The following is a 25487-nucleotide window of genomic DNA, read 5'->3' as shown; positions in this document are numbered from 1 at the left end:
CTTATCTGTTCCTTACGATGAAATAATGGACAATGTAATTTATGGAAAACCACGTTCACTCCTCTTTGGTATGTGCGGCGAGATTACTCAGCTTAGCGGGATTTAGCGCGGAGCCTGTGAAGATATTTAGACAAAATGCTAATATTGAAATTTCAGCAATGGCAACGCTCAGCTTATTGCAGCAATATCTCTCAACATTATCACGAACCACCCCAACACGTCTTAAAGTCAAAAAACAGTCACTAAATAGAGTCAAGCCAGAACAGTTACCACTCGCATTTCGCGATACACAGGGCCGGTTTATTTTATTGGCTCGGCTGAGTGACAATCAGGCATTGCTGCAATACGCCGACAGCCAACAACCCAAAATCATTAATCATCATGAGCTTAGTGCCTTGTGGGGTGGCGTTGTTCTCTATTGCAGTCACTCACGCTTTGATATTCGCTGGTTTATTCCTGCTTTACTCCATCACCGAAAATCACTGACTCAGGTCTTGGTGTTGTCTCTATTATTACAGTTTCTGGCACTCATATCGCCACTTTTCTTTCAAGTTATTATGGATAAAGTCTTAGTTCATAATGCGCTGACAACCCTTGATGTATTAATTATTGTATTATTAGTAACAGGTATATATGAAGTGGTGCTGAAATTCCTGCGTGAATATATTTTCACTCATACTACGACGCGGGTGGATATTTTATTGGGTGGAAAGTTATTTAATCACTTAATTAAATTACCTCTAAGTTATTTTAAGCAACGTCATGTGGGTAATATTGTTGCCCGAGTGCGTGAACTCGATAATATTCGCGAATTCATCACCGGTTCTGCACTGACATTATGTGTTGATGTTGTTTTTACCCTGGTGCTGTTTATTGTCATGTGGTGTATCTCTCCGCTGCTGACACTCATTGTTCTCGCCACACTGCCTTTTTATCTGTTATTAGCCGCACTTAGCACGCGCCCGCTGCAAAAGAAAGTCAGCGTATTGTGCACCTGCGCCGCACAAAATGGCGCATTTTTAACTGAAACCCTGTCTGGGGTTGAAACGGTAAAAAGTCTGGCATTAGAACCGCAAATGCAACAACGCTGGGAAATACAAACGCGTGATTATGCCCAAGCGAATTTTAAGGTGCAGAATCTGCAAAACTTCAGTAGCCAGAGTGCCCAGTTGTTGCAAAAGCTGGCTGGGGCGCTAGTTATTGTGGTTGGAGCCTATCAAGTGATGTCGGTGCAGCTCAGTATCGGGCAGTTGATTGCCTTTAACATGTTGGCGGTTCAGGCATTAATGCCAATGAGTAAGCTGGTTGATTTATGGCAACAGAGCATTCGGGCCCAAGTCGGGCTGACTCTTATCGCTGATATTTTGAGTTTACCGGTGGAGCAAGCCACAGGGACCGTACCTTCTGATAGCCAGATCCGCGGCCATATTTCACTGGAGAATGTCACTTTCCGCTATCGCCCTGATCTTGATCCAGTGCTGCGCCATTTTTCACTGTCACTACAAGCCGGGGAGCATATCGGGTTAGTCGGGCCATCCGGTTCGGGGAAAAGTACCGTCGCCCGGTTATTGCAGCGCCTGTATATCGCTGAACAGGGGGAGATAAGTATAGATGGTCACCCAATAAACCGTTTCTCTCCTGAATATTTGCGGCGGCAAGTCGGGGTGGTGATGCAGGAAAACTACCTGTTTAACAGGACGGTGCGTGAAAACATTGCCTATTCTCGGCCCACTGCACCCCTTAGTGAGGTGGTTGAGGCGGCTTCGTTGGCGGGCGCTCATACCTTCATTCTTGCTCTGCCGCTTGGCTATGACACGCTACTGTCAGAGGGCGGGGCATCGCTGTCTGGCGGGCAACGTCAACGGATTGCAATTGCTCGAACCCTGCTGGCCAATCCCCGGGTATTGATTTTTGATGAAGCGACCAGTGCGCTGGACGATGAATCACAAGCTGAAGTGCAGAAAAATATGTCGCGTATTATCGCCAATCGTACCGTGATTACCATTGCTCACCGTCTTTCAACCGTACGACATTGCCACCGTATTGCCGTTATTACTCAGGGCCAAGTGACCGAACTGGCCAGTCACGATGCGTTATTGGCGCTCGACGGCACCTATGCCCAACTTTGGCGGCAACAAGCTGACTTTAGCCATGAGGAATCAAAATGAAATTGATGCAATATCTGGCTAAATTGTCCTGGGTGAATGCCTTGAAACAGCGCTGGCAGCGCCACTTCGCGCAAGGAAAAACCCGCGATGAATATGATTTTCTTCCCGCTTATCTGGATATCGTTGAGCGTCCGGTGTCGCCATTGGCGCGGCGTACTGCTTGGTTTCTGGCGCTGACATTACTGCTGGTATTGGCTTGGTCAATAATCGGTAAATTAGATATCCACGCCTCAGCCAATGGCAAGGTGATTGTCTCCGAACACTCCAAAGTCATCCAACCCTTTGAGCCCGGAGTGGTAGCCGCCATTCATGTTGGTGATGGTGACCATGTCAGCGCCGGTCAGGTGCTAATTGAGCTAAATCCAATTGGCATTGATGCTGAGGTCGGCAATATCAATCAACAATTAATACATCGTTTACTTGAAGCTGCTCAAGTCACGGCATTACTGACCGATGATCCGCTGGCGAATTTTGTCTCCCCTGATGGCAGCGCTGAGGAACTGGTCATGACGGCGAAGTCACTTTTGATAAAAAAGCATGATGAGGATAATGCCGAACTGGCGCGCCAAGAGAGTGAACTGGCCGTTAATCAGGCACATATGCAGTCAGCCGCTGCCAGCATTGCCAACCAAAAAACCTTGATGAAAAACATTTATCAGCGGTTACAAGCATTGCAGACACTCGCCAAATCTAAAGCTATTGCTGAAGTTGAGTTATTAATCCAAGAGCGGGAGTGGCTAAATGCCAAAGCGGAAGCCAGCCGTATGCAAAATGAACTCGCTATCTTACAAGCGAAAGAGCGCAATCTCAGCCAAACACGATTGCATTATATGGCTGAAAAGAAACGAAGTTATCAGGAGCAATTAAACAAAACCCACGAAGTTATCAATCAATTGCAGCAAGAGCTGATTAAGTCGGTAGAAAGGCAACGGCAGCAAACTTTGCGTGCGCCAGTGAGTGGTGTTATCCAGCAATTGGCGGTACATACCCTTGGCGGGGTGGTCACCACCGCTCAACCGCTGATGGTGCTGGTACCAGAAAATTACCCACTGGAACTGGATGTGATGATCCTGAATAAAGATGTCGGTTTTGTTCTGCCGGGGCAGGCGGTAGAAGTCAAAGTAGACAGTTTCCCCTATACCCGATTCGGCACTCTTTCAGGTGAAGTCAAACATATCTCGCGTGATGCGATGGAAGATCAACAGCAAGGTTTGGTGTTCCCTGCGCGGGTTCGGCTCGATAGCGATACGCTGAGCGTCGAGGGGCGTCCGGTGCGTCTCTCTGCGGGCATGGCGGTCAGTGTGGAAATTAAAACCGGCCGTCGCCGGGTGATTGATTACTTGCTGAGCCCATTGCAGCAGTATCAATCAGAAGCCATGAGGGAGCGTTGAGATGATGCATTCAACGTCAACTCCGGTTATTCAACCATTGGAGGCACTGGTACGCGCCGCGGCTTGTTTTGATCTTGCCGTCGAGGTCCCGGTGTTAGCGCACAAACTTGGATTAGCTCCCCAGCAAATAGATAACATTGCCCTGTGCCGCAGTGCAAGTTGGATTGGTTTGCGTGCCAGAGTTGTTAGCCAATCATTTGAGCGTTTACGCCATCTGACGCTGCCTATTTTGTTCCGTAATGGCACTGAGTGGTATGTACTACTGGCGCTTAATGAACAAGGGGCGCTCATTTATTTCTCAGCCACTGGGCAACAGCAACAGATAAGCCAGCAGGAACTCGCCGGTTTGTGGTGTGGCGAGGCTATCTTATTAGCGAAAGCGGAACCCTCAGCACGAAAGAAAACCGCTTTTGGTTTTAGCTGGTTTATTCCGGTAATCACTAAGTATCGCCATCAGTTACGTAACATTATTTTGGTTTCACTGCTGTTGCAGGGCATCTTGTTAGTGACGCCGATGCTATTTGAAACGGTGATCGACAAAGTGCTGGTGAGCCGTGGGGTAGGCAGTTTAATGGTGCTGGGTACCGCCATGATTGCATTGGCGATTGCCGAGCCTTGCTATACCTTTTTGCGCGGCTGGCTGTTTTCACATTTATCCAGCCGGGTAGGCGCAGAACTCAATACCGGCCTTTATCGTCATTTATTAGGGTTGCCACTGGGCTATTTCGCGGCACAGCAAACCGGGAAAACCATCGCTAAAGTCCGGGAAATGGAGCAAATCCGCAGTTTCTTAACCGGTTCAGCCCTGACCATGTTGCTGGATTTAGTCTTCGTCAGTACCTTTATTGCGGTGATGTTTTGCTACAGCCAACAACTGACCTGGATAGTTATCTTCTCGCTCGGGTGTTATTTGCTGTTTTGGTGGGCAGTGAGCGGCGTGTTGCGCCGGCGGGTGGAACGTGAATATGAAGCCAGCGCCCATAATACCGCTTTTCTAACCGAAGCGATCAGCGGCTTGGAAACCATCAAAACCTCGGCTACTGAGAGTTTGTTTAACCGCAGTTGGCGCAATTCATTGGCGGCTTATGTGCGAGCATCCTTTGCCTCTTCTTGGGCGGCCAATGTTGCTGAACAAGGCATCATGCTGATCAATAAAGTGACTTCGGCGATTTTGCTGTGGAGTGGCGTGATGTTGGTACTGGCCGGGGAGCTTAGCCCGGGGCAATTTATCGCTTTCACCCTGTTTTCAGGCTATGTCACGCAACCTATCTTACGTCTGGCCCAGATATGGCAAGATTTCCAGCATACCCAAGTCTCTTTGCAGCGCATTGGCAGCATTCTGGATTATCCGACAGAACCGGGCAGTGTTGGACTAGTGTCAAACCATGCTATGGCGGGGAGTTTGGCCTTCAAGCAGGTGCGTTTTCGCTATCGGCCTGATACGGCCGAGGTTATCCAAAATCTTAATTTAGAGGTTGCCGGGGGCGAATTTATTGGTATTACCGGGCCATCCGGTTGCGGCAAGTCAACCTTGACCAAGTTACTCCAGCGGCTATACACCCCGCAGCACGGGCAGATTCTGGTCGATGGGCAGGATTTAGCCATTACCGATGCCACCAGTTTGCGTTGCCAAATGAGTGTGGTATTGCAGGAAAGTGTGCTGTTTTCCGGCACCATCAGGGACAATATATGCCAGTGTCGGCCTGATGCGGATGATGCGCAAGTTGAACACATTGCGCGGCTGGCGGGCGCTCATGACTTTATTATGTCATTGCAGCAGGGCTATCAAACACCCGTGGGTGAGCGGGGTGGCATGCTATCCGGCGGGCAGCGCCAGCGGGTGGCATTGGCAAGGGCATTAATGGCAGATCCCAAAATATTAATTCTTGATGAAGCCACCAGCGCACTGGATTATGAATCGGAGGCGGCTATCATGCGCCAGTTGCCAGAGATTATCCGTAACCGCACTGTCATTTGCATCGCACATCGTTTGAATACATTGCGCTTGTGCCATCGTATTTTGGTATTAAAGGAGGGGCAAGTTTTAGAGCAAGGGAGTCATCAAGCGTTATTGGCGCAGTCCGGGGTTTACGCGCATTTGTGGCGATTACAAACCGAGTAGCATCAATCGCGGCTAAGCTTCCTCTCCATTTATCGCCATAAAGCTGGGTGTGAATTTACACCCAGCCATTTTAATTTATTAACATTTATCAGCTAATTATAGCTTTTCTCCATTGGATTTAATCACTTCCTGATACCAGAAAAAGCTTTTCTTACGTTGGCGTGCCAACTGCTTTTGGTGGTCGACATAAACAAAGCCATATTGCTTCTGGAACCCATTCAACCAACTCAGCAAGTCAATAAATGACCATGGATAGTAGCCACGGACATCAGCACCTTGCTTGATGGCGTCTTCGATAGCGATAATATGTTGGCGCAGATAATCAATCCGATCATCATCAACCACTTCACCCTCAATAATGGCATCTTTGGCGCCCAAACCATTCTCGGTGATATAGATGGGAATATCGCCATAACGGGCTTTGATATTCATGATGCCTTCAGTTAGGCCTTGAGGATAAATTTCCCAGTCCCAGTCGGTATAAACCCCGTTAGGATTACGCACAAACTTAAACAATCCCTTAAAGCCAAACTCATTGCCTTGCTGGTGGCCTGAGCCTTTCTGGCCCGAGGTGTTGAGCGTGAAATGGGTTTCCTGCTGATTAGCCGCAACAGTCTCGCGCTTATAATAATTCAGCCCAATGAAGTCGCAGATATTATCACGCAGTAATGCGTCATCACCTGGCGCAAATTGAGGCACGCCCCAGATGGCTTGTGTTTGTGCCAATAATTCAGCCGGATACTCGCCTTTCAATACAGGATCATACAGCCAGTGGGTAAAGATCCCTTCAGCTAAATGGAAGGCCGCCATATCTTCAGGTGAATCACTAAATGGGGTATGGGTTTGCAAAACATTCACAAAACCTATTTTCCCATCAATACCGCTGGCGCGGAATGCCGCAACCGCTTTGGCATGCGCGACAAAAACATGGTGGCAAGCTTGAATGGCACGGCCTGTATCCTGAACACCCGGTGGGTGAGCGCCGACAATATAGCCAAAACCAATAAAACAGACGGTTTCATTAAACGTAGACCAAAGTTTGACCCTGTCACCATAGTGCTGATAGCACAAACGGGCATATTCTTCGAAAGCATCGGCAGTGCTGCGTGCTTCCCAACCGCCTTCATCCTGCAAAGCTTGCGGTAAATCCCAGTGATACAGGGTGATCATCGGCTCGATATGGTGTTCCAGCAGGGCATCAATCAGTTCACTGTAAAATTTGACCCCAGCGGCGTTGACCTCGCCACGTCCAGTGGGTAGCAATCGGGGCCATGAAATAGAAAAACGATAGCTTTTCATGCCCATTTCCGCCATTAGCGCCACATCTTCACGAAAACGATGATAGTGATCGACGGCGACATCACCATTGGTGCCCTGATAAGTGGTTCCTGGCAGATGAGAAAAGGTATCCCAGATAGACGGGCCTTTACCATCAGTGTCATAGGCACCTTCAACTTGATAAGCGGCGCTGGCAGCACCCCATAAGAAATCCTTCGGGAAAGCAGACATAAAATCTCTCTTATGTAATGAATGAAAGGGAGGTTGTTAGAGCATCTGCCACCAGTGTATTCGTGAATCCATTATTTATGCAACCGGTTTCTGTAACCGGTTTCTGTTTGAGGGCGAATCTGACGTATCGGCGCTGAGGGCCAGTTATCAGGGAATATCCGTGCCTGTTGACGAGAGTGGCGGCGCGGAGATGATCCTATTTGCGACAATTATTTTTTTGTGATCCACAGTCGATATTGAACAAGCAGATAAAGCTTGACTATTTACACCTGAGAAATTCGGGCGCAATATCATAGTGTGCATTATAAAACCAAGTTCTATAATGTAGAACAAAACAATAAGGATGTCTCAATCTGTTGGGAAATTGATACACAGACTGTCGTCATCATCATTTCGAACAATAAGGCTTTAGAATGAATAAAACCAAGCAGTTCTCAGGGATAATTCCACCGGTATCCACCCTGTTTACCGATGATGGCATATTGGACAAAGTGAGAATGGGGGGGGTAATTGACTTCCTAATCCGCTCAGGGGTTGATGGGTTATTTTTTCTCGGCACTGGGGGCGAATTTTCACAAATGTCCACTGAAGAGAGAAAGCAAGTTGCTGAGTTTTCGGTTAATTATGTAGACAAACGTGTCCCGACATTAATTGGTACCGGAAGTACCAATACCCGAGAAGCCATTGAGCTAAGTACTCACGCTCAATCAATTGGCGCGAGTGGGATTGTTGTTATCAATCCCTATTATTGGCAATTGACTGAAGATAATTTATTTAACTATTTTAGTGAGGTTTCCTCATCCGTTGATTTACCTGTCATTTTATATAACTTCCCCAATTTAACTGGACAGGATCTTTCTCCAGCGTTTGTTAAATCACTCGTTGATAAGAATATTAATATTGTTGGTATCAAGGAAACGATTGACTCCATCGCTCATCTTCGTGAAATGATTTTTTCTCTTAAAGACGAACATCCGAATTTCTCAGTATTCTGTGGTTTTGATGACCATCTATTAAATACCCTGTTGCTCGGGGGCGACGGCGCCATTTCCGCCAGTGCTAATTTTGTACCGGAATTGTCGATTGATATTTTCCAGGCATTTTCTTCTGGGGATTTGGGCCAAGCCGCAGAGTTACATAAAACACTGTTACAGTTGCCATTGATTTATAAGATTGATTCACCTTTTGTCAATGTTGTTAAAGAAGCAATGAAATTATGTGGACAGGATATTTCCACTTATTCATTACCGCCAACCCGACCCCTGAGTGAGGAAAAAAGAGAACAAGTTAAGCGTATTTTACAAAATGCCAATATTGTCAGATAGTGATATTAAACCTCAATATCTAGTCTGATATGTCATCACCAGACGACTTTAACGAAGTCGATACAGTGCGGTTTAAATGAGTGGTGTTGCTTATGTCTATAAAATATATTTTCAATAATGAAAACAGCAAAATATACGATATTGAAACCCATGCCGAAGGTCCTAAGGGAGAACTTCCTTTAACACCAGAAATGTTGATTGACTCCCCGAGCGGGAACATTTTTGCTTTGACGCTAAATACCGGGATGGGATGGGACCCTAATAAATTATTAGGCACAGAAGTCTTGATATTAGGCACTCAAGGCGGGATTCGTGCTCACGATGGTTCACCAATAGCCTTAGGTTACCATACCGGGCATTGGGAAATTGGTTTGCAAATGACGGCCGCCGCAGAAGAAATAACCAAAGCCAAAGGTATTCCTTATGCAGCTTATATCAGTGACCCTTGCGATGGACGTTCGCAAGGCACCATAGGCATGTTTGATTCTTTACCTTATCGGAATGATGCCGCTATTGTTTTTCGCCGGTTGATTCGTTCATTACCTACGCGTAAAGCCGTTATTGGCGTAGCAACTTGCGATAAAGGTTTACCAGCGATGATGATTGCCCTCGCTGCCATGCATGATTTACCGACAATCATTGTTCCTGGCGGGGCGACATTACCGCCGACCAAAGGTGAGGATGCCGGTAAAGTTCAGACTATTGGTGCGCGGTTTGCTAATGGCGAACTTACCTTGCAAGAGGCCGCAGAATTAGGTTGCAGAGCTTGCGCTTCGCCGGGAGGAGGATGTCAATTTTTAGGCACGGCGGGTACCTCGCAAGTTGTGGCTGAAGGGCTGGGGCTCGCTTTACCTCATTCGGCATTAGCCCCTTCAGGTCAACCAATATGGCTCGAGGTTGCTAAACAATCCGCGCGCGCAGTATTAGTCCTTAAACAGAAAGGCATAACTACCAAAGACATTATCACCGATAAAGCTATTGAAAATGCGATGACAATCCATGCGGCGTTTGGCGGTTCAACCAATTTACTCTTACATATACCCGCGATTGCACATGCCGCAAAATGTAAAATTCCGACGGTTGAAGATTGGACTGCCATTAATAAGCGGGTGCCGCGCTTGGTGAGTGTTTTACCCAATGGTCCAGTTTATCATCCAACAGTCCGCGCTTTCCTTGCCGGTGGTGTGCCGGAAGTCATGCTGCATTTACGTAAACTGGGCCTATTGCATGAAGATGTTATGACAGTCACCGGTGAAACATTGGGCAAAAATCTTGACTGGTGGGAGGCTTCTGAACGGCGTGAACGATTGAAACAGCGATTGCTGGAGCTTGATGGCGTCAATCCCGACGAGGTTATTATGAGCCCCGAGCAAGCTAAAAGTAGGGGACTCACATCAACAATCACTTTCCCAACCGGAAATATTGCTCCCGAGGGTGCAGTGATCAAATCCACGGCAATTGATGCTGCTGTCGTTGGTGAAGATGGTATTTACAGCCATACCGGCAAAGCTAAGGTTTTCACCTCCGAAAAAGCCGCCATAGCGGCGATCAAACATGGCGAGATCCACTCTGGCGATATTATGGTTGTTATCGGCGGTGGCCCGTCAGGTACGGGAATGGAAGAAACTTATCAATTAACTTCATCCCTTAAGCATTTATCTTACGGTAAATATGTTTCCTTACTGACTGACGCGCGTTTTTCTGGAGTTTCTACCGGAGCTTGTGTTGGTCATATAGGGCCAGAAGCTTTAGTCGGCGGGCCTATTGGTAAGTTAAGAGATGGTGACATAATTGAAATGATCATTGATCGTAATAATTTAGTCGGCTCAATTAACTTTATCGGTACCGAAGATAATCCGCTCTCTTTCACTGATGCAGCGGCAGTTCTGGAAAAAAGATCGCTACATCCTGATCTGAAACCTCATGCTGATTTACCTGACGATACGCGTTTATGGGCAGCGCTTCAATCTGTGAGCGGCGGTACATGGACTGGGAGTATTTATGACGTAGACAAAATTATCGAAGTTATATCCGTAGGACAACAAACATTGGCCGATAAAGCCAAAAAGGAAATAAATTAAAATTTAAAGCCAACACCAGGGCATGTTATGCAATAAAGAATTCATATATGGCGATGAGATTATTATAAGTGAATAATCTATAGCTAGTGTTATTCCTTACTTATAATTAAGAAAAGTAAGAACTGAATTATTTACTGCATCCATTATTATAATAGGACGCTCTATAAATTTAATTATAGGGCTTCCCTTGATATATAAGAAAAAATTTAATTTTTAATACTTTCTAATCCGAGGGTTTATTATGCCATTACTAATAGTAGTGATGGGGATCATTGCTTTACTCATCCTCATTATGCGATTTAAGTTAAATACTTTCGTCTCCCTTATTATTGTTTCATTCGGTGTAGCATTAGCTTTAGGGATACCACTCAATAAAATTGTTAAATCAATCGAAGGAGGGCTAGGGGGAACTCTTGGCCACATTGCTTTAATCTTTGGTATTGGGGCAATGTTAGGGCGATTAATTGCAGATGCAGGCGGTGCTCAACGTATTGCAATAACCCTGATTAACAAATTTGGCGAGAAAAACATTCAATGGGCGGTTGTGGTTGCCTCATTTATTGTTGGTATTGCACTGTTCTTCGAGGTCGGCTTAGTATTATTGATTCCGATTGTGTTCACTATTGCCAAGCAGCTGAAAGTTTCAATATTGCATCTTGGCATACCGATGGCTTCAGCATTACTGGTTACTCATGGTTTCCTACCGCCGCACCCAGGACCCACCATGATTGCCGCCGAGTATGGTGCTGATATTGGCTCCGTCCTGCTTTATGGCATTATTGTCGGGATCCCCACCGTTATTCTTGCCGGTCCGGTGTTTAACAAACTGGCTAAAAAAATCGTTCCTGATGGATTCAAAAGAGTGGGCAATATTGCCTCTTTGGGTGAGCAAAAAACATTTAACCTGGATGACACCCCAGGGTTTAAGATCAGTGTCTTTACTGCCATGCTTCCGGTTATTCTAATGTCGGTAGCAACCATTATTACAATGATTCAGCAAGAAATTAAGTTACCGGATAATGCATTTATCACGACCATTCAGTTAATTGGTAATGCCTCGGTTGCCATGTTGCTCTCCTTGCTGTTTGCCATTTATAGCATGGGATTGTCTCGTAAAATCTCAATCACAAATCTGATGGGGTCTTGTTCTTCCGCTGTTGCCAGTATCGGTATGATGCTGCTAATCATTGGTGGCGGTGGTGCTTTCAAGCAGGTACTGATTGATGGCGGTGTCGGGCAGTATGTCGCTGATTTATTTGCCGGTAGTTCGGCGTCACCTATTATTCTCGCCTGGGGCGTTGCCGCAATTTTACGGATTTCGCTTGGTTCAGCGACGGTAGCGGCTATCTCTACTGCCGGGCTCGTTCTACCAACACTCGGACAGCACGATGCTAATCTGGCTTTGGTAACACTGGCGACAGGTGCAGGAAGTGCGATTGCTTCTCATGTTAATGATGCTGGTTTTTGGATGATTAAAGAATATTTTGGCTTAACCATGAAAGAAACATTTGGTACTTGGACAATTCTTTCAACCATTGTCTCGGTATCTGGGTTATGTTTCATCTTGTTACTCAATTCTTTTATATAAAACTATCGTCTGATAGATAAGCTCTAAAATAAACCGGTTGAATAAACCAGTAATATACCTATGCGCTATTACTGGTTTATTATTATTTTCTAACATTGATAGGTGATATTTGTGTTCGGTTTTTTTTAATTTAACCACTTTCAAAAATTAATTATTTTTAAAGATTAACTATTTTTAAAACCTAATTGTTGCGATAACTCATGTCCGGCAGTTTTCAATAATTCTATATATTCCTGTAGTTCTTGATCATTGACACGTGCAATCAAGGTAGAAATACTTATTGCCGCGATAACCCGCTTCTCGTGATTCCAAATAGGCACGGAAGCACATTTTACACCTTGTTCATTCTCTTGATTATCGACGGCGTAACCCAAAACTCTGACCTGCTCAAGTTCTGCAAGAAATTGCTTACTATCGGTAATCGACTGTTCTGTCTGCTTGGTGTAGAGATAATCTTTTAGCAGCGCGTCAATTTCATTTTGATTTTTGAAAGCTATCAGCACCTTACCAATCGCCGTGGAGTGGATAGGGAGCCGACGACCTATTCTGGAATAAGTAATAATGGCTTTTTTACCCTCGACCTTGTCGATATAAACACCTTCTTTGCCATCAAGGATACCTAAATGCGTGGTTTGACCTGTTTTTACTGATAAATCAACCAGATAATTATTAGCTTTTTGCCTGATGTCGATCGAATGAACAACAAAATCCCCACGCTCTACCAGCTTCATGCCCAAACGATACTTTCCGTTGTCGGGGTTTTGGCTGATATAACCTTGGGCTTGAAGTGTTTTTAGTAAAGAATGAAGTGTACTTTTATGCAGCCCCATCAGGGTACTGATCTCGGTAATCTTTAATTCGGTAGAGTGTTCATCGAAAAGATCCAGAATGCGTAAAGCACGCTCAACAGATTGAATGATTGGCATAACAAACCGTCTGATTTTTATGTAATTATACGTAGTTCAACACTACTACTTCCAAAATTAAAAATCAATTTAACCTAAAGTTTTGCCTATATTCTACCGCTTTACACTGAAGTAACATGAACCGGGTGGATTTCTATAATCAATGGCTCGGTTAGCGCGGGACAGGTTATTTCAAAAGAGAGGATTATGATTACTCGGCTTGCTATCTCTGGTTATCGCTCTTTACGCGATGTGGTGCTTGAATTAGGTCAATTGAATGTGATTACCGGGGCGAATGGCAGCGGAAAATCCAGCCTCTATCGGGCGCTAAGATTGCTGTCCGATATTGGTCAGGGGCGGATTATTCAATCACTGGCCACCGAGGGCGGATTGCAATCCACACTCTGGGCCGGGCCTGAATCATTCTCCACAGCAGTGAAACGCGGGGAGCAACCTATTCAGGGTGTGGTGCGTCATCATCCGGTCGGCTTGAAATTGGGGTTTTCTGGTGAAGACTACGGTTATGCCATTGATTTAGGATTAGCGCCCCCGACAGAATCCTATTTTGCCAAAGATCCCGAAATTAAGATTGAAAGCCTGTGGTGCGGCGACACACTGCACCACAGCAATGTTTTCGCTGAACGCCGTGGCCCGAGTATTCGTATTCGTGATGAGCGCGGTATTTGGCAGGAGGCACATCACGGACTGGCTCCCTATGACAGCATGATGACGCACGGTACTGATCCGCGTGATGCCCCGGAGATTCTGGTGATGCGCGAACGCATGCGGGCATGGCGTTTTTATGACAATTTACGCACCGATCGCTATGCACCGGCACGCCAACCGCAAGTCGGAACTTATACGCCGGTACTCGCCAGTGATGGCGCAGATCTGGCTGCTGCACTGCAAACCATCATCGAAATAGGCGATTCCGCCGCGCTGAACTATACCATTGCCGATGCTTTCCCCGGCACCACTCTGGAAATCCTACCCAATTTTGAGATTCTGCTGTCGCAACAGGGTTTGCTGAGGCCGCTTAAAGTGGCGGAGTTGTCAGATGGCACTTTGCGCTATTTGTTGCTGGTGGCAGCATTACTCTCGCCACGTCCCCCCGAGATGATGATTCTGAACGAACCGGAAATCAGTCTGCATGCCGATTTGCTGCAACCCTTAGCCCGGTTGATTGCTCAGGCGGCGCAACACACTCAAGTGATTGTGGTTTCTCATGCTGCCGGGTTGGTGGCGGCATTGCAGCAGGAAGAGAATTGCCGTCATTTTTTGCTGGCTAAGCAACTCAGTGAAACAACCATACAGCAAGAAACTACGCCTGAGTGGTGCTGGCCAAAGCGTTAGAAGCAGGGGATTGGAAACAGCAGATAATAAGGGGGCGGTGAAGCCCCCGGAGTTTACGGCATTGTTTACGGCATTGTTTACGGCGTTGATAATCAAAAAGCTAAGTTGTTATTGCACGTAACTCAATGATTCAGGTGATAATAGACTTCATTCCAGCGGATTTCATTTTTAAACGCTGGCAAAGTGGTGTCATTATCGATCAGCAGGAATTCAATCCCGTGCATCTCGGCATACAGGCGCAATTCATCGACACCGATAGCTTGAGAGAACACGGTATGATGCGCGCCACCGGCAATAATCCAGGCTTCGGCGGCGGTTGCCAGTGACGGTTGGGCTTGCCAGATAGCGCGAGCGACCGGCAGTTTTGGCAGCGGGTGCGGCTGCTCAACGGTATCAACCACATTGACCAGTAAGCGGAAGCGGTTACCCATATCAATCAGGCTAGCATTCAATGCCGGGCCAGCGGGGGTCGAGAAGATCAAACGCGCCGGGTCTGCTTTGCCGCCAATACCCAAATGTTGTACATCCAGCAGCGGTTTCTCTTCTTTGGCGATCGATGGGCACACTTCCAGCATATGAGAGCCAACCACCAAGTCATTATCCGGCTGGAAGTTATAGGTATAATCCTCCATAAAGGACGTCCCGCCTTTCAGGCCGGTTCCCATCACTTTCAGAATGCGCAACAGCGCCGCAGTTTTCCAGTCGCCTTCGCCACCAAAACCATAGCCTTGTTGCATGAGACGTTGAACCGCTAACCCCGGTAACTGTTTCAGGCCATACAAGTTTTCAAAGTTGGTGGTAAAGGCTTTAAAGCCGCCTTGCTCAAGGAAGCGCTTCATACCCAGCTCAATGCGTGCCGCATCCAGCAGGTTTTCACGTTTATTGCCGTGCAATTTCACCGCATCAGTCAAGCGATAGGTTGCCTCATACTCTTCAACCAGAGCATCAATATCGCCTTGACTGACCGCATCCACTACGCTGACCAAATCACCGATGCCGTAGGCATTTACCGAGTAGCCGAACTGGATTTGCGCCGCAACTTTATCCCCATCGGTGACGGCCACTTCACGCATATTGTCGCCAAAACGCGCCACTTTGAGCTGTTGGCTTTCCTGTTTGGCGGCAGCGACACGCATCCACTGACCAATGCGCTGGTGGGCCGCTTTATCCTGCCAATGGCCGGTGATAACACTATGTTGCTGGCGCATACGGGCACCGATAAAACCAAACTCACGGCCACCGTGGGCTGTTTGGTTCAAGTTCATAAAGTCCATATCCATGGTTTCCCACGGGATCTGGGCATTAAACTGGGTATGGAATTGCAGTAACGGTTTATGCAGAATACTCAACCCACCAATCCACATTTTGGCAGGTGAGAAGGTATGCAGCCAAGTCATGATGCCGATACAGGCGGTGTCGTAATTTGCTTCACGGCACAGGGCGGTGATTTCATCCGGTGTGGTGACCAAAGGTTTCAGCACCAATTTGACCGGTAAACCCGCCTCACTGTTCAGGTTATTGACGACATGATGGGCATTATCCATAACTTGTTGCAGGGTTTTAGGGCCATACAGGTTCTGACTGCCGATCACAAACCACACTTCTGATTGCTTGAATACGTCCATCTGGCACTCCAATTTCTTTGGGGAAAAATAGGTTTTGTTATCAATCAGTGCTTAGCGTCGGTGACCGGCGCGTAGTGTGGCTCTGCCGATATGCACCACTGTTGATAGCGTTGATAAAGCTGTTGATAGCGTGCGACTTGTGCCGCATTCGGCGTCAGGGTGCGTTCAATCTTACACGCCATCTGGCGCTGTGCCGCCGGGACATCAGCAAAGACCCCCGCAGCCACTGCCGCAAAAATGGCGGCCCCCAGAGCACAACATTGATCTGATGCGACTATCTGTAATGGTCGATTCATCACATCAGCACAAACCTGCATGATAACCGGTGATTTCCGCGCAATACCGCCTAATGCCAGCACGTTCTCCACCGGAATATCCTGCTGTTCAAAGCATTCCATAATGGCGCGCGCCCCAAAGGCAGTGGCCGCGATAAATCCACCAAATAATGTCGGGGCGTCAGTTCCCAGATTAAGGTCGGTAATCACACCTTTTAGCCGCTGATTGGCATTCGGGGTGCGGCGGCCATTGAACCAATCCAAGACTATCGGCAGGTGATCAAGGGAGGGGTTTTTAGCCCACGCAGTGGTTAGCGCGGCGAGCAGGGTGGATTCAATCTGTTTGAGCTGGGGCTGCAATTCGGGTTGCGCCAGTGCGGCCTGCTGCAATGGCCAGCTTAATAATCGGCTAAACCAGGCATACATATCACCAAATGCCGATTGACCCGCTTCCATGCCAATCCAGCCGGGAACCACGCTGCCCTCAACCTGCCCACAGATCCCGGCAATGGCCCGGTCACCCACCAATTTCTCATCTGCAATCAAAATATCACAAGTAGACGTGCCAATAACTTTGACCAAGGTATAAGGCTGGGCACCTGCACCAACCGCACCCATATGGCAGTCGAATGCGCCGCCGGAAATAGCCACCGTGGCCGGTAATCCCAAACGCTCGGCCCATTCAGCTGTAATCATCCCCACCGGACGTTCGGCGGTATAGGTATCTGTAAACATCGGGTAATCAAGCTTGTTAACCAGACTGCTATCCAGAGCCGCCAAGAATTCCCGTGGTGGTAAGCCGCCCCAAGAGGGATGCCACAAGCTTTTATGCCCGGCGCTGCAACGGCCACGTTGAATATCCTGTGGGGCAGTGGTGCCTGAGAGTAGCGCCGGAACCCAGTCGCACAGTTCAATCCATGACACCGCAGCATCACGCACTGCTTTATCCGCGCGGGTCACATGCAGAATTTTGGCCCAGAACCATTCGGAAGAGTAAACACCGCCGATGTAGCGCGAATAGTCAGCAAATTCACCACTACGACATAAACGGTTGATTTCTTCAGCTTCTTCAATGGCGGTGTGGTCTTTCCATAACACGAACATGGCATTGGGGTTGTCGGCAAAATCCGGACGCAGCGCCAATACCTGACCTTGTTCATCAATCGGGGCTGGCGTCGAGCCGGTGGTATCAACACCAATACCGACAATCTGCTGGCGCTGTTGGGGCGACAGGCGATTCACCACCTGCCGGATCGCCTGTTCCATGGCTTCTATATAGTCGAGGGGATGATGGCGAAACTGATTTTGTGCTGCCTGACTGTAGAGACCCTGCTGCCAGCGAGGGTAATAGACCACTTCGGTATCGATCTCGGTGCCATGCTGGCAATCCACCGCCAATACCCGGACGGAATCGCTGCCAAAATCCAACCCAAGTGCGATAGCGCTATGGGGGGATAAAAGGCGGTTTTCCGATAAAGGACCGCCTGCCGATATAACGTCGCCTGCCATGGGGGGCTCCTAACGATTACAGAAAACAAGAGTTCATTGGCAATAACCATAGGAGTGAGTGGCCGCAAGATGTGAGGAGCCAATAGCTGGAAGTATGTACTTTCTTGCTTCCTACAGCGTTTTTGTGATGTCAGTCAAAAGTTAGAGAGAGGTTAAATTTGCTGAATATATGGATAAATAAACTGTAATCCCTGGATGTGATAGCGCTCTACATTCTGAAGGGGAATTAACGCTAAAACTATCACCGTCTTACCGGGTGTGGTGAGGTTAAGTGGCTTTTAATAAAGCATACAGCCGCACTGAAGCTGAAAAATACTATTGATAACGTTTCCACAAAAAATCGGTTGATTGGTGTGGTTGACGATTTAATAAACAAAAAACATCTCTTCCTACAAAAACAGTCCGGAGAACACTATGCATAAATTAACTAAGGCGCTGGCAGTGGTTGGGTTAGCGGCAGTTATGTCACATTCAGCTATAGCAGAAAGCATGAAACTCGGCTTTCTGGTCAAACAGCCTGAAGAGCCCTGGTTCCAGACCGAATGGAAGTTCGCCGATAAAGCTGGCAAAGATTTAGGTTTCGAAGTGATAAAAATTGCCGTGCCCGATGGTGAAAAAACGCTAAATGCCATTGATAGTCTGGCAGCCAGTGGCGCGAAAGGTTTTGTTATTTGTACCCCTGATCCGAAACTGGGGCCGGCCATCGAGGCGAAGGCGCGCAGTTATAACCTGAAAGTGATCGCTGTTGACGACCAATTCGTCAATGCCAAAGGCAAACCGATGGACAGCGTGCCATTGGTAATGATGGCGGCGACCAAAATTGGTGAGCGCCAAGGGCAGGAGCTGTGGAAAGAGATGAATAAACGCGGCTGGCAGCCAGCAGAAACCGCGGTTATGGCGATCACTTCTGACGAGCTGGATACTGCCCGTCGTCGTACCAGTGGCTCAATGGACGCGCTGAAAGCGGCGGGCTTCCCAGAGAAACAAATCTATAAAGTGCCGACCAAATCCAATGATATTCCGGGGGCATTTGATGCCGCCAACTCCATGCTGGTACAGCACCCTGAAGTGAAAAACTGGCTGATTGTTGGGATGAACGACAACACCGTCTTGGGCGGCGTGCGGGCCACTGAAGGCCAAGGCTTCAAGGCACCGAATGTGATTGGGATTGGTATTAATGGCGTGGATGCGGTGAGTGAGCTGTCGAAAGGCCAGGCTACCGGCTTCTATGGTTCTCTGTTACCAAGCCCGGATATTCACGGCTACAAGAGTATTCAGATGCTGCATGACTGGGTCACCAAAGATGTTGAACCGGCCAAATTTACTGAAGTTACGGATGTGGTGCTGATCACGCGGGATAATTTCAAAGTCGAATTAGAGAAAAAAGGCTTGATGTAATCCTGCCATATCTTATGGAGATACAGGCTCTGACGCACTGGGGGCAGGCTACGGCTTGCCCACCTCACCACACAGTTATTTATCATCGTGTTACGTGGTGCAGTGCAACCCAAACTTTATAAGGAAGCCATCATGTCAGCACTCCATTCTGCGTTACAAGCCGAGCTGGAAGCCGAGCAGTCACCTTATCTGGCTTTTTGTGGCATCGGCAAAAGTTTCCCCGGTGTTCAAGCGCTGGATGATATCAGTTTTACCTGTCAGGCCGGTCAAATCCACGCCCTGATGGGGGAGAATGGTGCAGGAAAATCCACTCTGTTGAAGATTCTCAGTGGTAATTATCAGCCGACGCAGGGCGAAATCCACATTAAAGGCCAAGTGGTTAATTTTACCAATACCACCGAGGCGCTCGACGCCGGAGTAGCGATCATTTATCAGGAGCTACATTTGGTTCCAGAAATGACCGTGGCAGAAAATATCTATTTAGGCCAATTGCCTACCAAGATGGGCATGGTTGACCGCAAATTACTGCGCTATGAGTCCAGTTTGCAGCTCGCACATTTAGGGCTGGATATTGATCCCGACACGCCACTGAAATACCTCTCCATCGGCCAATGGCAGATGGTGGAAATTGCCAAAGCGTTGGCCCGCAATGCCAAAATCATTGCCTTTGATGAGCCCACCAGCTCGCTCTCCGCCAGAGAAATCGAACAACTGTTCCGGGTCATCCGCGAACTGCGCGCCGAAGGGCGGGTTATTTTGTATGTCTCCCACCGTATGGAAGAAATTTTTGCACTGAGTGATGCCATTACCGTGTTTAAAGATGGCCGCTATGTGCGCACCTTTGCTGATATGGAGCAGGTCAATAATGACTCGCTGGTGCAAGCCATGGTGGGGCGCAATCTGGGGGATATTTATGGCTATCAGCCACGGGAGATCGGCCCTGAACGTCTCACGCTGCAAGAGGTGAAAGCCATTGGTGTGAAATCACCGATCAGTCTGACGGTGCATCAAGGCGAGATTGTCGGCTTGTTTGGTTTGGTCGGCGCTGGGCGCAGTGAATTACTGAAAGGGCTATTTGGCGGCACCAAACTGACCAGTGGGCAGGTCTTGTTGGATGGAAAAACACTGGCTATTCGCTCACCCATTGATGCTATCACTGCCGGGATCATGCTGTGTCCTGAGGATCGTAAAGCAGACGGCATCATTCCGGTGCATTCGGTGCAGGACAACATCAATATCAGCGCCCGGCGCAAGACACTGACGGCGGGCTGCCTGATTAATAATCGCTGGGAGCAGGAAAATGCAGCATTACGCATTCAGTCATTGAATATCAAAACGCCTGGCCCCCAGCAGTTGATTATGAATTTATCTGGCGGTAATCAGCAGAAAGCCATTTTAGGCCGCTGGTTATCCGAGGATATGAAAGTGATCCTGCTGGATGAGCCGACGCGCGGTATTGACGTCGGCGCTAAGCATGAAATCTATAACGTGATTTATGCCTTGGCGAAACAGGGCATTGCCGTGCTGTTCGCCTCCAGCGATTTGCCCGAAGTTCTTGGGCTGGCGGATAGGATTGTGGTGATGCGTGAAGGGGCTATTTCCGGTGAATTAGATCACGGTCATGCCACTGAAGAGCAGGCGCTAAGTCTGGCGATGCTGCGTGCCCCGAATATTGCTACTAATGCCGCGCCTGCGGTTGCCTGATTGTGAAGGAGTTAACTATGTCCAGCGTTACTTTGAATTCAGATAAGAAGACCCCGACCTCACCTCAGTCGCCGCCACCGCAAGAGGCTCCCGCTAAAGGGGGGCTAGGGTTATCCCGCATTTGGGACAGCTACGGCATGCTGGTGGTGTTTGCGGTGGTCTTTATCGGCTGTGTCATTTTTGTGCCGAACTTTGGCTCATTTATCAATATGAAAGGGCTGGGGCTGGCCATTTCGATGTCGGGCATGGTGGCGTGCGGCATGCTGTTTTGTCTGGCATCCGGTGATTTTGACTTATCGGTAGCCTCGGTTATTGCTTGCGCGGGTGTCACCACGGCGGTGGTGATTAATATGACTGAAAGCCTGTGGATTGGGGTTGGCGCGGGTTTGCTGCTGGGGGCGCTGTGTGGCTTAATTAATGGCTTTGTTATTGCCCGGCTGAAAATTAACGCCCTGATTACCACCTTGGCAACCATGCAGATTGTCCGTGGTCTGGCGTATATCATTTCTGATGGTAAAGCGGTGGGTATCGAAGATGAACGCTTCTTTGCCCTCGGTTATACCAACTGGTTCGGCTTACCGGCACCGATCTGGATAACCATTGCTTGTCTGGCCTTGTTCGGCTTCTTATTGAATAAAACTACTTTTGGTCGCAATACACTGGCTATCGGTGGGAATGAAGATGCCGCCCGCCTGGCTGGGGTGCCGGTGGTGCGCACCAAAATTATCATCTTCGTATTATCTGGCCTGGTTTCTGCCGCCGCGGGGATTATTCTGGCTTCGCGCATGACCAGTGGTCAGCCCATGACCTCCATTGGTTACGAGCTGATTGTTATCTCTGCTTGTGTGTTGGGTGGCGTTTCACTCAAAGGCGGGATTGGCAAAATTTCCTATGTTATTGCCGGGATCTTGATTCTGGGGACAGTTGAAAATGCCATGAACCTGCTGAATATTTCGCCATTCTCTCAATACGTGGTACGTGGCTTGATCCTACTGGCGGCGGTTATCTTCGACCGCTACAAACAGCTGGCTAAACGGACGGTATAAACACGCAAGTGGCAGAAAAGTCCATAAAAAGCCTATCTGGCTCACAATTCTGTCATCACTATCGGGCAGCGCGAAATCTGCCCGATAAACTGAAATAAGCATGCGAATTTGAATACATAACAGACAAAGACTCCAGGGAGGCTAAATGTATCATCGAATGGTTCAGGAACCGCAACCCAATCCCTTACTGCCAGGCTACACCTTTAACGCCTATCTGGTCGCGGGATTAACCCCGATTCTGGCAGATGGACCACTCGATTTCTTTATCGACCGGCCGGGTGGCATGAAGGGCTATATTCTAAATCTGACGATTAAAGGTCAGGGTAAGATTTTTGACGGTGAAAATACGTTTTACAGTAATCCCGGTGACTTGCTGTTATTCCCGCCGAAAGCATCGCACTACTATGGCCGCTCACCGAACAGTGACTGCTGGTATCATCGTTGGGTCTATTTCCGACCACGGGCCTACTGGGCCGACTGGTTAGAGTGGCACAGCAAAACCCACGAAGTTGGGCGCTTATCTTTACCTAATAATAACTTGCTGCTGGAGTTTGACCGCCTGTTCGCCAATATTGAGCAGACACAAAAGTCGGGCCGCCGTTTTGGTGAAGAGTTGGGGATGAACTTACTGGAGCGGCTGCTGCTGCGTGCCATGGAAGAAGATCCTCTTAGCCCGCAACGTATTATGGACCCGCGAGTTATCGAAGCCTGCCAGTTTATTACCGGCAATCTGGCCGGTGAACTGCGCATTGATGAGGTTGCCCGCCATGTATGCCTGTCGCCGTCACGGTTAGCGCACCTATTTCGCGAGCAAGTGGGGATCAATATCCTGCGCTGGCGCGAAGACCAACGTGTTATTCGGGCTAAATTATTGCTGCAAACCACCCAAGAGCCGATAGCCACTATTGGCCGGGTGGTGGGCTATGATGACCAGCTCTATTTCTCGCGTGTTTTCCGCAAGCGTGTTGGGGTCAGCCCCAGTGATTTCAGGCGGCGCAGTATTGAAACCAACTACCCGCAACGCAGTTTGCGCCAGCCAGAATGGCGCGATAATTCGGAGGCGATGGTGCGGATTTAATCCCGCCAGAAATGTTAAGTCTAAAATTACCTCTTGTCGCGGGATTCATCATGGTGTCAAATCGATCCACTTGAAGTGTAAAGATGACGAATATTCCGGGCAAGGGGAAACAAAATGGCCGACAAGATAAAAGTAGGTTTACTGGGCTATGGCTACGCCAGTAAAACGTTCCATGCACCGCTGATTATGGGGACGCCGGGACTGGAACTGGCAGGCGTTTCCAGCAGTGATGCCAGTAAAGTTCATGCCGACTGGCCATCAATGACTGTCGTTGCTGACCCACAAGCACTATTTGATGATCCTGCCATCGACCTCATCGTTATTCCAACCCCCAATGATACCCATTTCCCGCTGGCGCAAAGAGCATTAGAAGCGGGTAAAAATGTGGTGGTCGATAAGCCGTTTACCGTGACACTGTCACAAGCTAATGAGCTGAAAAAACAAGCAGATGACGCCGGTTTATTGCTATCGGTGTTCCACAACCGTCGTTGGGATAGCGATTTTCTCACCCTCAAAACCTTGCTGGCAGAAGGTGCGCTGGGGAAAGTGGTCTATTTTGAATCTCATTTTGACCGCTATCGCCCGGAGATCCGCCAACGCTGGCGTGAACAAGCCGGTGCGGGCAGTGGCATTTGGTACGATTTGGGGCCGCATCTGCTGGATCAGGCGCTGCAACTGTTTGGCTTACCTGAAACCTTGAATGTGGATCTGGGGATGTTGCGCCCAGGTGCGCAGTCGGTTGATTATTTCCATGCCATTCTTAGCTATCCGGGGCAGCGCGTGGTGCTGCACGGCACGGTATTGGCAGCGGCAGAAACTGCGCGCTATATCGTCCATGGTATGCAAGGCAGCTATATTAAATTTGGCTTGGACCCTCAGGAAGATAGGCTGAAGGCGGGTGAGCGTCTACCTCAGGCTGACTGGGGCTATGATATGCGCGATGGCATAGTGACACTGTCACATGATGGTGTTCTGGCAGAGCAACCGTTACTGACATTACCGGGTAATTATCCTGCTTATTACGCAGGTATTCGCGATGCTATTTTAGGTATTGCCGCCAATCCGGTGCCAGCATCTGAAGCGATTAAAGTGATGGAATTGATTGAGCTGGGTATCGCCTCTGATCAACAGAAAAAAGCGCTGCCGGTTTCATCTGCAAACTGAGTTGCCACACTGAACTGAGTGTTATCAGACACTCAGTTTTTTATTTAAAAGATATCCTAAAGAACTTGATGTCGCAGCGAGGCCGCTAATCACTTTGTGGCGTCAAGTTCACTGGGGAGAAGGATTACAGTGGCATGTCTTGGTTACAGCGTTTAAAAATAGATAAGTTTTTATTAGTCCTAATTTTGGTGGTCATCATTGCCTCGATTTTCCCTTGTGAAGGGGAAGTTAAAGTGTGGTTTGAACACCTGACGACGGCAGCCATCGCCTTATTATTCTTTATGCATGGAGCCAAACTTTCGCGTGCGGCGATAGTCTCCGGTATGGGGCACTGGAAGCTGCATCTGGTGGTGTTCCTCAGTACCTTTGCTTTATTCCCGCTGCTGGGGTTGGGCATGAATGTGCTGGTGCCCGGTGTTTTAACGCCTACGTTATATCTGGGTTTTCTCTATTTGTGCGCGCTGCCCGCGACAGTCCAATCCGCCATTGCCTATACCTCGGTGGCGGGGGGCAATGTGGCGGCGGCAATATGTAGCGCCTCGGCCTCCAGTATTCTTGGGGTCTTCTTGTCACCGATTCTGGTGGGCATGTTAATGCAAACCCAGGGCGGCGATACTGATACCTTGCATGCTATTGGTTCTATCGTCATGCAATTGATGGTGCCATTTATTGTGGGCCATTTATCACGTCCACTGATTGCCAAGTGGGTCGAGCGCCATAAAAAGTTAGTCAATATCACTGACCGGTCATCAATTCTACTGGTGGTATATGTGGCCTTCAGCGAGGCGGTGGTGCAGGGAATTTGGCATCAAATCGACGGCTGGTCACTGTTAGCCATATTGGTGTGTTCAATGGTGTTGCTGACCATTGTGTTGGTCGTCAATACCTACGCGGCGCGCTGGCTCGGTTTCAACACCGCCGATGAGATTACCATCGTGTTCTGTGGCTCGAAGAAAAGTCTGGCGAATGGTATTCCAATGGCTAACGTGCTGTTTCCTGCCGCCGTGGTGGGGGTTATGGTCTTACCGCTGATGATATTCCATCAAGTTCAATTGATGGTCTGTGCAGTATTGGCGCAGCGTTATGCTAAAAGGATCGCTAAAGAAAAGGCGGATAAAGAGGCAGTGGCTATCGCGTCGGTTTCTGCTGATGGCGTAGAAACCAAGTAATTTATCAGCATAGCTAATATCAAAAATAAAACGCCCGTACTTCAATGAAATACGGGCGTTTTTTATGTCATTATCTC

At 48.3% G+C, this 25487-nt stretch carries 17 protein-coding genes; 13 read left to right on the top strand and 4 right to left on the bottom strand.

All coding sequences use genetic code 11. From position 1 onward, the window contains the following. The first annotated feature begins 41 nt into the window (after positions 1-41). Genes FTA96_RS22720 through FTA96_RS22710 form a run of 3 tightly spaced genes read left to right on the top strand, consistent with a single transcriptional unit; the run spans position 42 to position 5681 of the window. On the top strand, positions 42-2168 hold the full coding sequence (locus tag FTA96_RS22720) for a peptidase domain-containing ABC transporter (protein ID WP_145537666.1): 2127 nt from the start codon (positions 42-44) through the stop codon (positions 2166-2168). After that, the gene (locus FTA96_RS22715) at positions 2165-3559 is read left to right on the top strand and encodes an HlyD family type I secretion periplasmic adaptor subunit (RefSeq protein WP_145506313.1); all 1395 of its coding nucleotides are present in this window, start codon (positions 2165-2167) and stop codon (positions 3557-3559) included. Before FTA96_RS22720 ends, FTA96_RS22715 begins: the two co-directional genes overlap by 4 nt. Position 3560: 1 nt before the next feature. Continuing rightward, complete coding sequence (locus tag FTA96_RS22710; protein WP_145574955.1) at positions 3561-5681, top strand: type I secretion system permease/ATPase; 2121 nt, start codon at positions 3561-3563, stop codon at positions 5679-5681. A gap of 96 nt (positions 5682-5777) precedes the next feature. On the opposite strand, the gene FTA96_RS22705 is transcribed toward FTA96_RS22710, so the two are convergent. Further along, positions 5778-7190, bottom strand: coding sequence for a glycoside hydrolase family 1 protein (locus FTA96_RS22705; protein WP_050134427.1), 1413 nt, complete (start codon positions 7188-7190; stop codon positions 5778-5780). A gap of 413 nt (positions 7191-7603) precedes the next feature. Here FTA96_RS22705 and FTA96_RS22700 point away from each other — a divergent pair, with 413 nt between their 5' ends. The 3 genes from FTA96_RS22700 to FTA96_RS22690 all read left to right on the top strand — a co-directional run bounded on the left by FTA96_RS22700 (position 7604) and on the right by FTA96_RS22690 (position 12184). Further along, on the top strand, positions 7604-8515 hold the full coding sequence (locus tag FTA96_RS22700; RefSeq protein ID WP_050106937.1) for a dihydrodipicolinate synthase family protein: 912 nt from the start codon (positions 7604-7606) through the stop codon (positions 8513-8515). 92 nt (positions 8516-8607) lie between these two features. Further along, positions 8608-10596: a YjhG/YagF family D-xylonate dehydratase gene (locus FTA96_RS22695; protein WP_145574952.1), complete on the top strand. Its 1989-nt coding sequence runs from the start codon at positions 8608-8610 to the stop codon at positions 10594-10596. Positions 10597-10837: 241 nt separating this feature from the next. Continuing rightward, positions 10838-12184, top strand: coding sequence for a GntP family permease (locus FTA96_RS22690; RefSeq protein ID WP_050106940.1), 1347 nt, complete (start codon positions 10838-10840; stop codon positions 12182-12184). 164 nt (positions 12185-12348) lie between these two features. Here the strand turns inward: FTA96_RS22690 and FTA96_RS22685 are convergent, their stop codons facing one another. After that, positions 12349-13110 (bottom strand): IclR family transcriptional regulator, encoded by a 762-nt coding sequence (locus FTA96_RS22685; protein ID WP_145537673.1) that lies wholly within the window; start codon positions 13108-13110, stop codon positions 12349-12351. 186 nt (positions 13111-13296) lie between these two features. Between FTA96_RS22685 and FTA96_RS22680 the strand changes: the two genes are divergently transcribed. Further along, complete coding sequence (locus FTA96_RS22680; protein ID WP_145574949.1) at positions 13297-14442, top strand: AAA family ATPase; 1146 nt, start codon at positions 13297-13299, stop codon at positions 14440-14442. A 122-nt stretch (positions 14443-14564) separates the two neighbouring features. Here FTA96_RS22680 and araA read toward each other — a convergent pair whose 3' ends face one another. Together araA and FTA96_RS22670 are read right to left on the bottom strand one after the other, a co-directional pair. Beyond that, positions 14565-16067: an L-arabinose isomerase gene (gene araA, locus FTA96_RS22675; RefSeq protein WP_134957141.1), complete on the bottom strand. Its 1503-nt coding sequence runs from the start codon at positions 16065-16067 to the stop codon at positions 14565-14567. 44 nt (positions 16068-16111) lie between these two features. After that, positions 16112-17851, bottom strand: a complete 1740-nt coding sequence (locus tag FTA96_RS22670; RefSeq protein ID WP_235895892.1) for a ribulokinase — start codon at positions 17849-17851, stop codon at positions 16112-16114. Positions 17852-18265: 414 nt separating this feature from the next. Between FTA96_RS22670 and FTA96_RS22665 the strand changes: the two genes are divergently transcribed. The 6 genes from FTA96_RS22665 (at position 18266) to FTA96_RS22640 (ending at position 25410) form a co-directional block, all read left to right on the top strand. Next, positions 18266-19249, top strand: a complete 984-nt coding sequence (locus tag FTA96_RS22665; RefSeq protein ID WP_050106949.1) for an arabinose ABC transporter substrate-binding protein — start codon at positions 18266-18268, stop codon at positions 19247-19249. Between the two features lie 132 nt (positions 19250-19381). Then, positions 19382-20953 (top strand): L-arabinose ABC transporter ATP-binding protein AraG, encoded by a 1572-nt coding sequence (araG, locus tag FTA96_RS22660; RefSeq protein ID WP_050106951.1) that lies wholly within the window; start codon positions 19382-19384, stop codon positions 20951-20953. Positions 20954-20970: 17 nt separating this feature from the next. Next, positions 20971-21999: an L-arabinose ABC transporter permease AraH gene (gene araH / locus FTA96_RS22655; RefSeq protein ID WP_050106952.1), complete on the top strand. Its 1029-nt coding sequence runs from the start codon at positions 20971-20973 to the stop codon at positions 21997-21999. Between the two features lie 145 nt (positions 22000-22144). Then, positions 22145-23077 (top strand): arabinose operon transcriptional regulator AraC, encoded by a 933-nt coding sequence (gene araC / locus FTA96_RS22650; RefSeq protein WP_050106955.1) that lies wholly within the window; start codon positions 22145-22147, stop codon positions 23075-23077. A 114-nt stretch (positions 23078-23191) separates the two neighbouring features. Continuing rightward, positions 23192-24241 (top strand): oxidoreductase, encoded by a 1050-nt coding sequence (locus FTA96_RS22645; protein ID WP_145508075.1) that lies wholly within the window; start codon positions 23192-23194, stop codon positions 24239-24241. A 134-nt stretch (positions 24242-24375) separates the two neighbouring features. Next, on the top strand, positions 24376-25410 hold the full coding sequence (locus tag FTA96_RS22640) for a bile acid:sodium symporter family protein (protein WP_050106959.1): 1035 nt from the start codon (positions 24376-24378) through the stop codon (positions 25408-25410). The last annotated feature ends 77 nt before the right edge of the window (positions 25411-25487 follow it).

Source organism: Yersinia alsatica (assembly GCF_902170305.1).
GTDB classification, from domain to species: Bacteria; Pseudomonadota; Gammaproteobacteria; order Enterobacterales; family Enterobacteriaceae; genus Yersinia; species Yersinia alsatica.
Note: the sequence above shows the minus strand (reverse complement) of the source record. Positions and strands in the feature narration are given on the sequence as shown.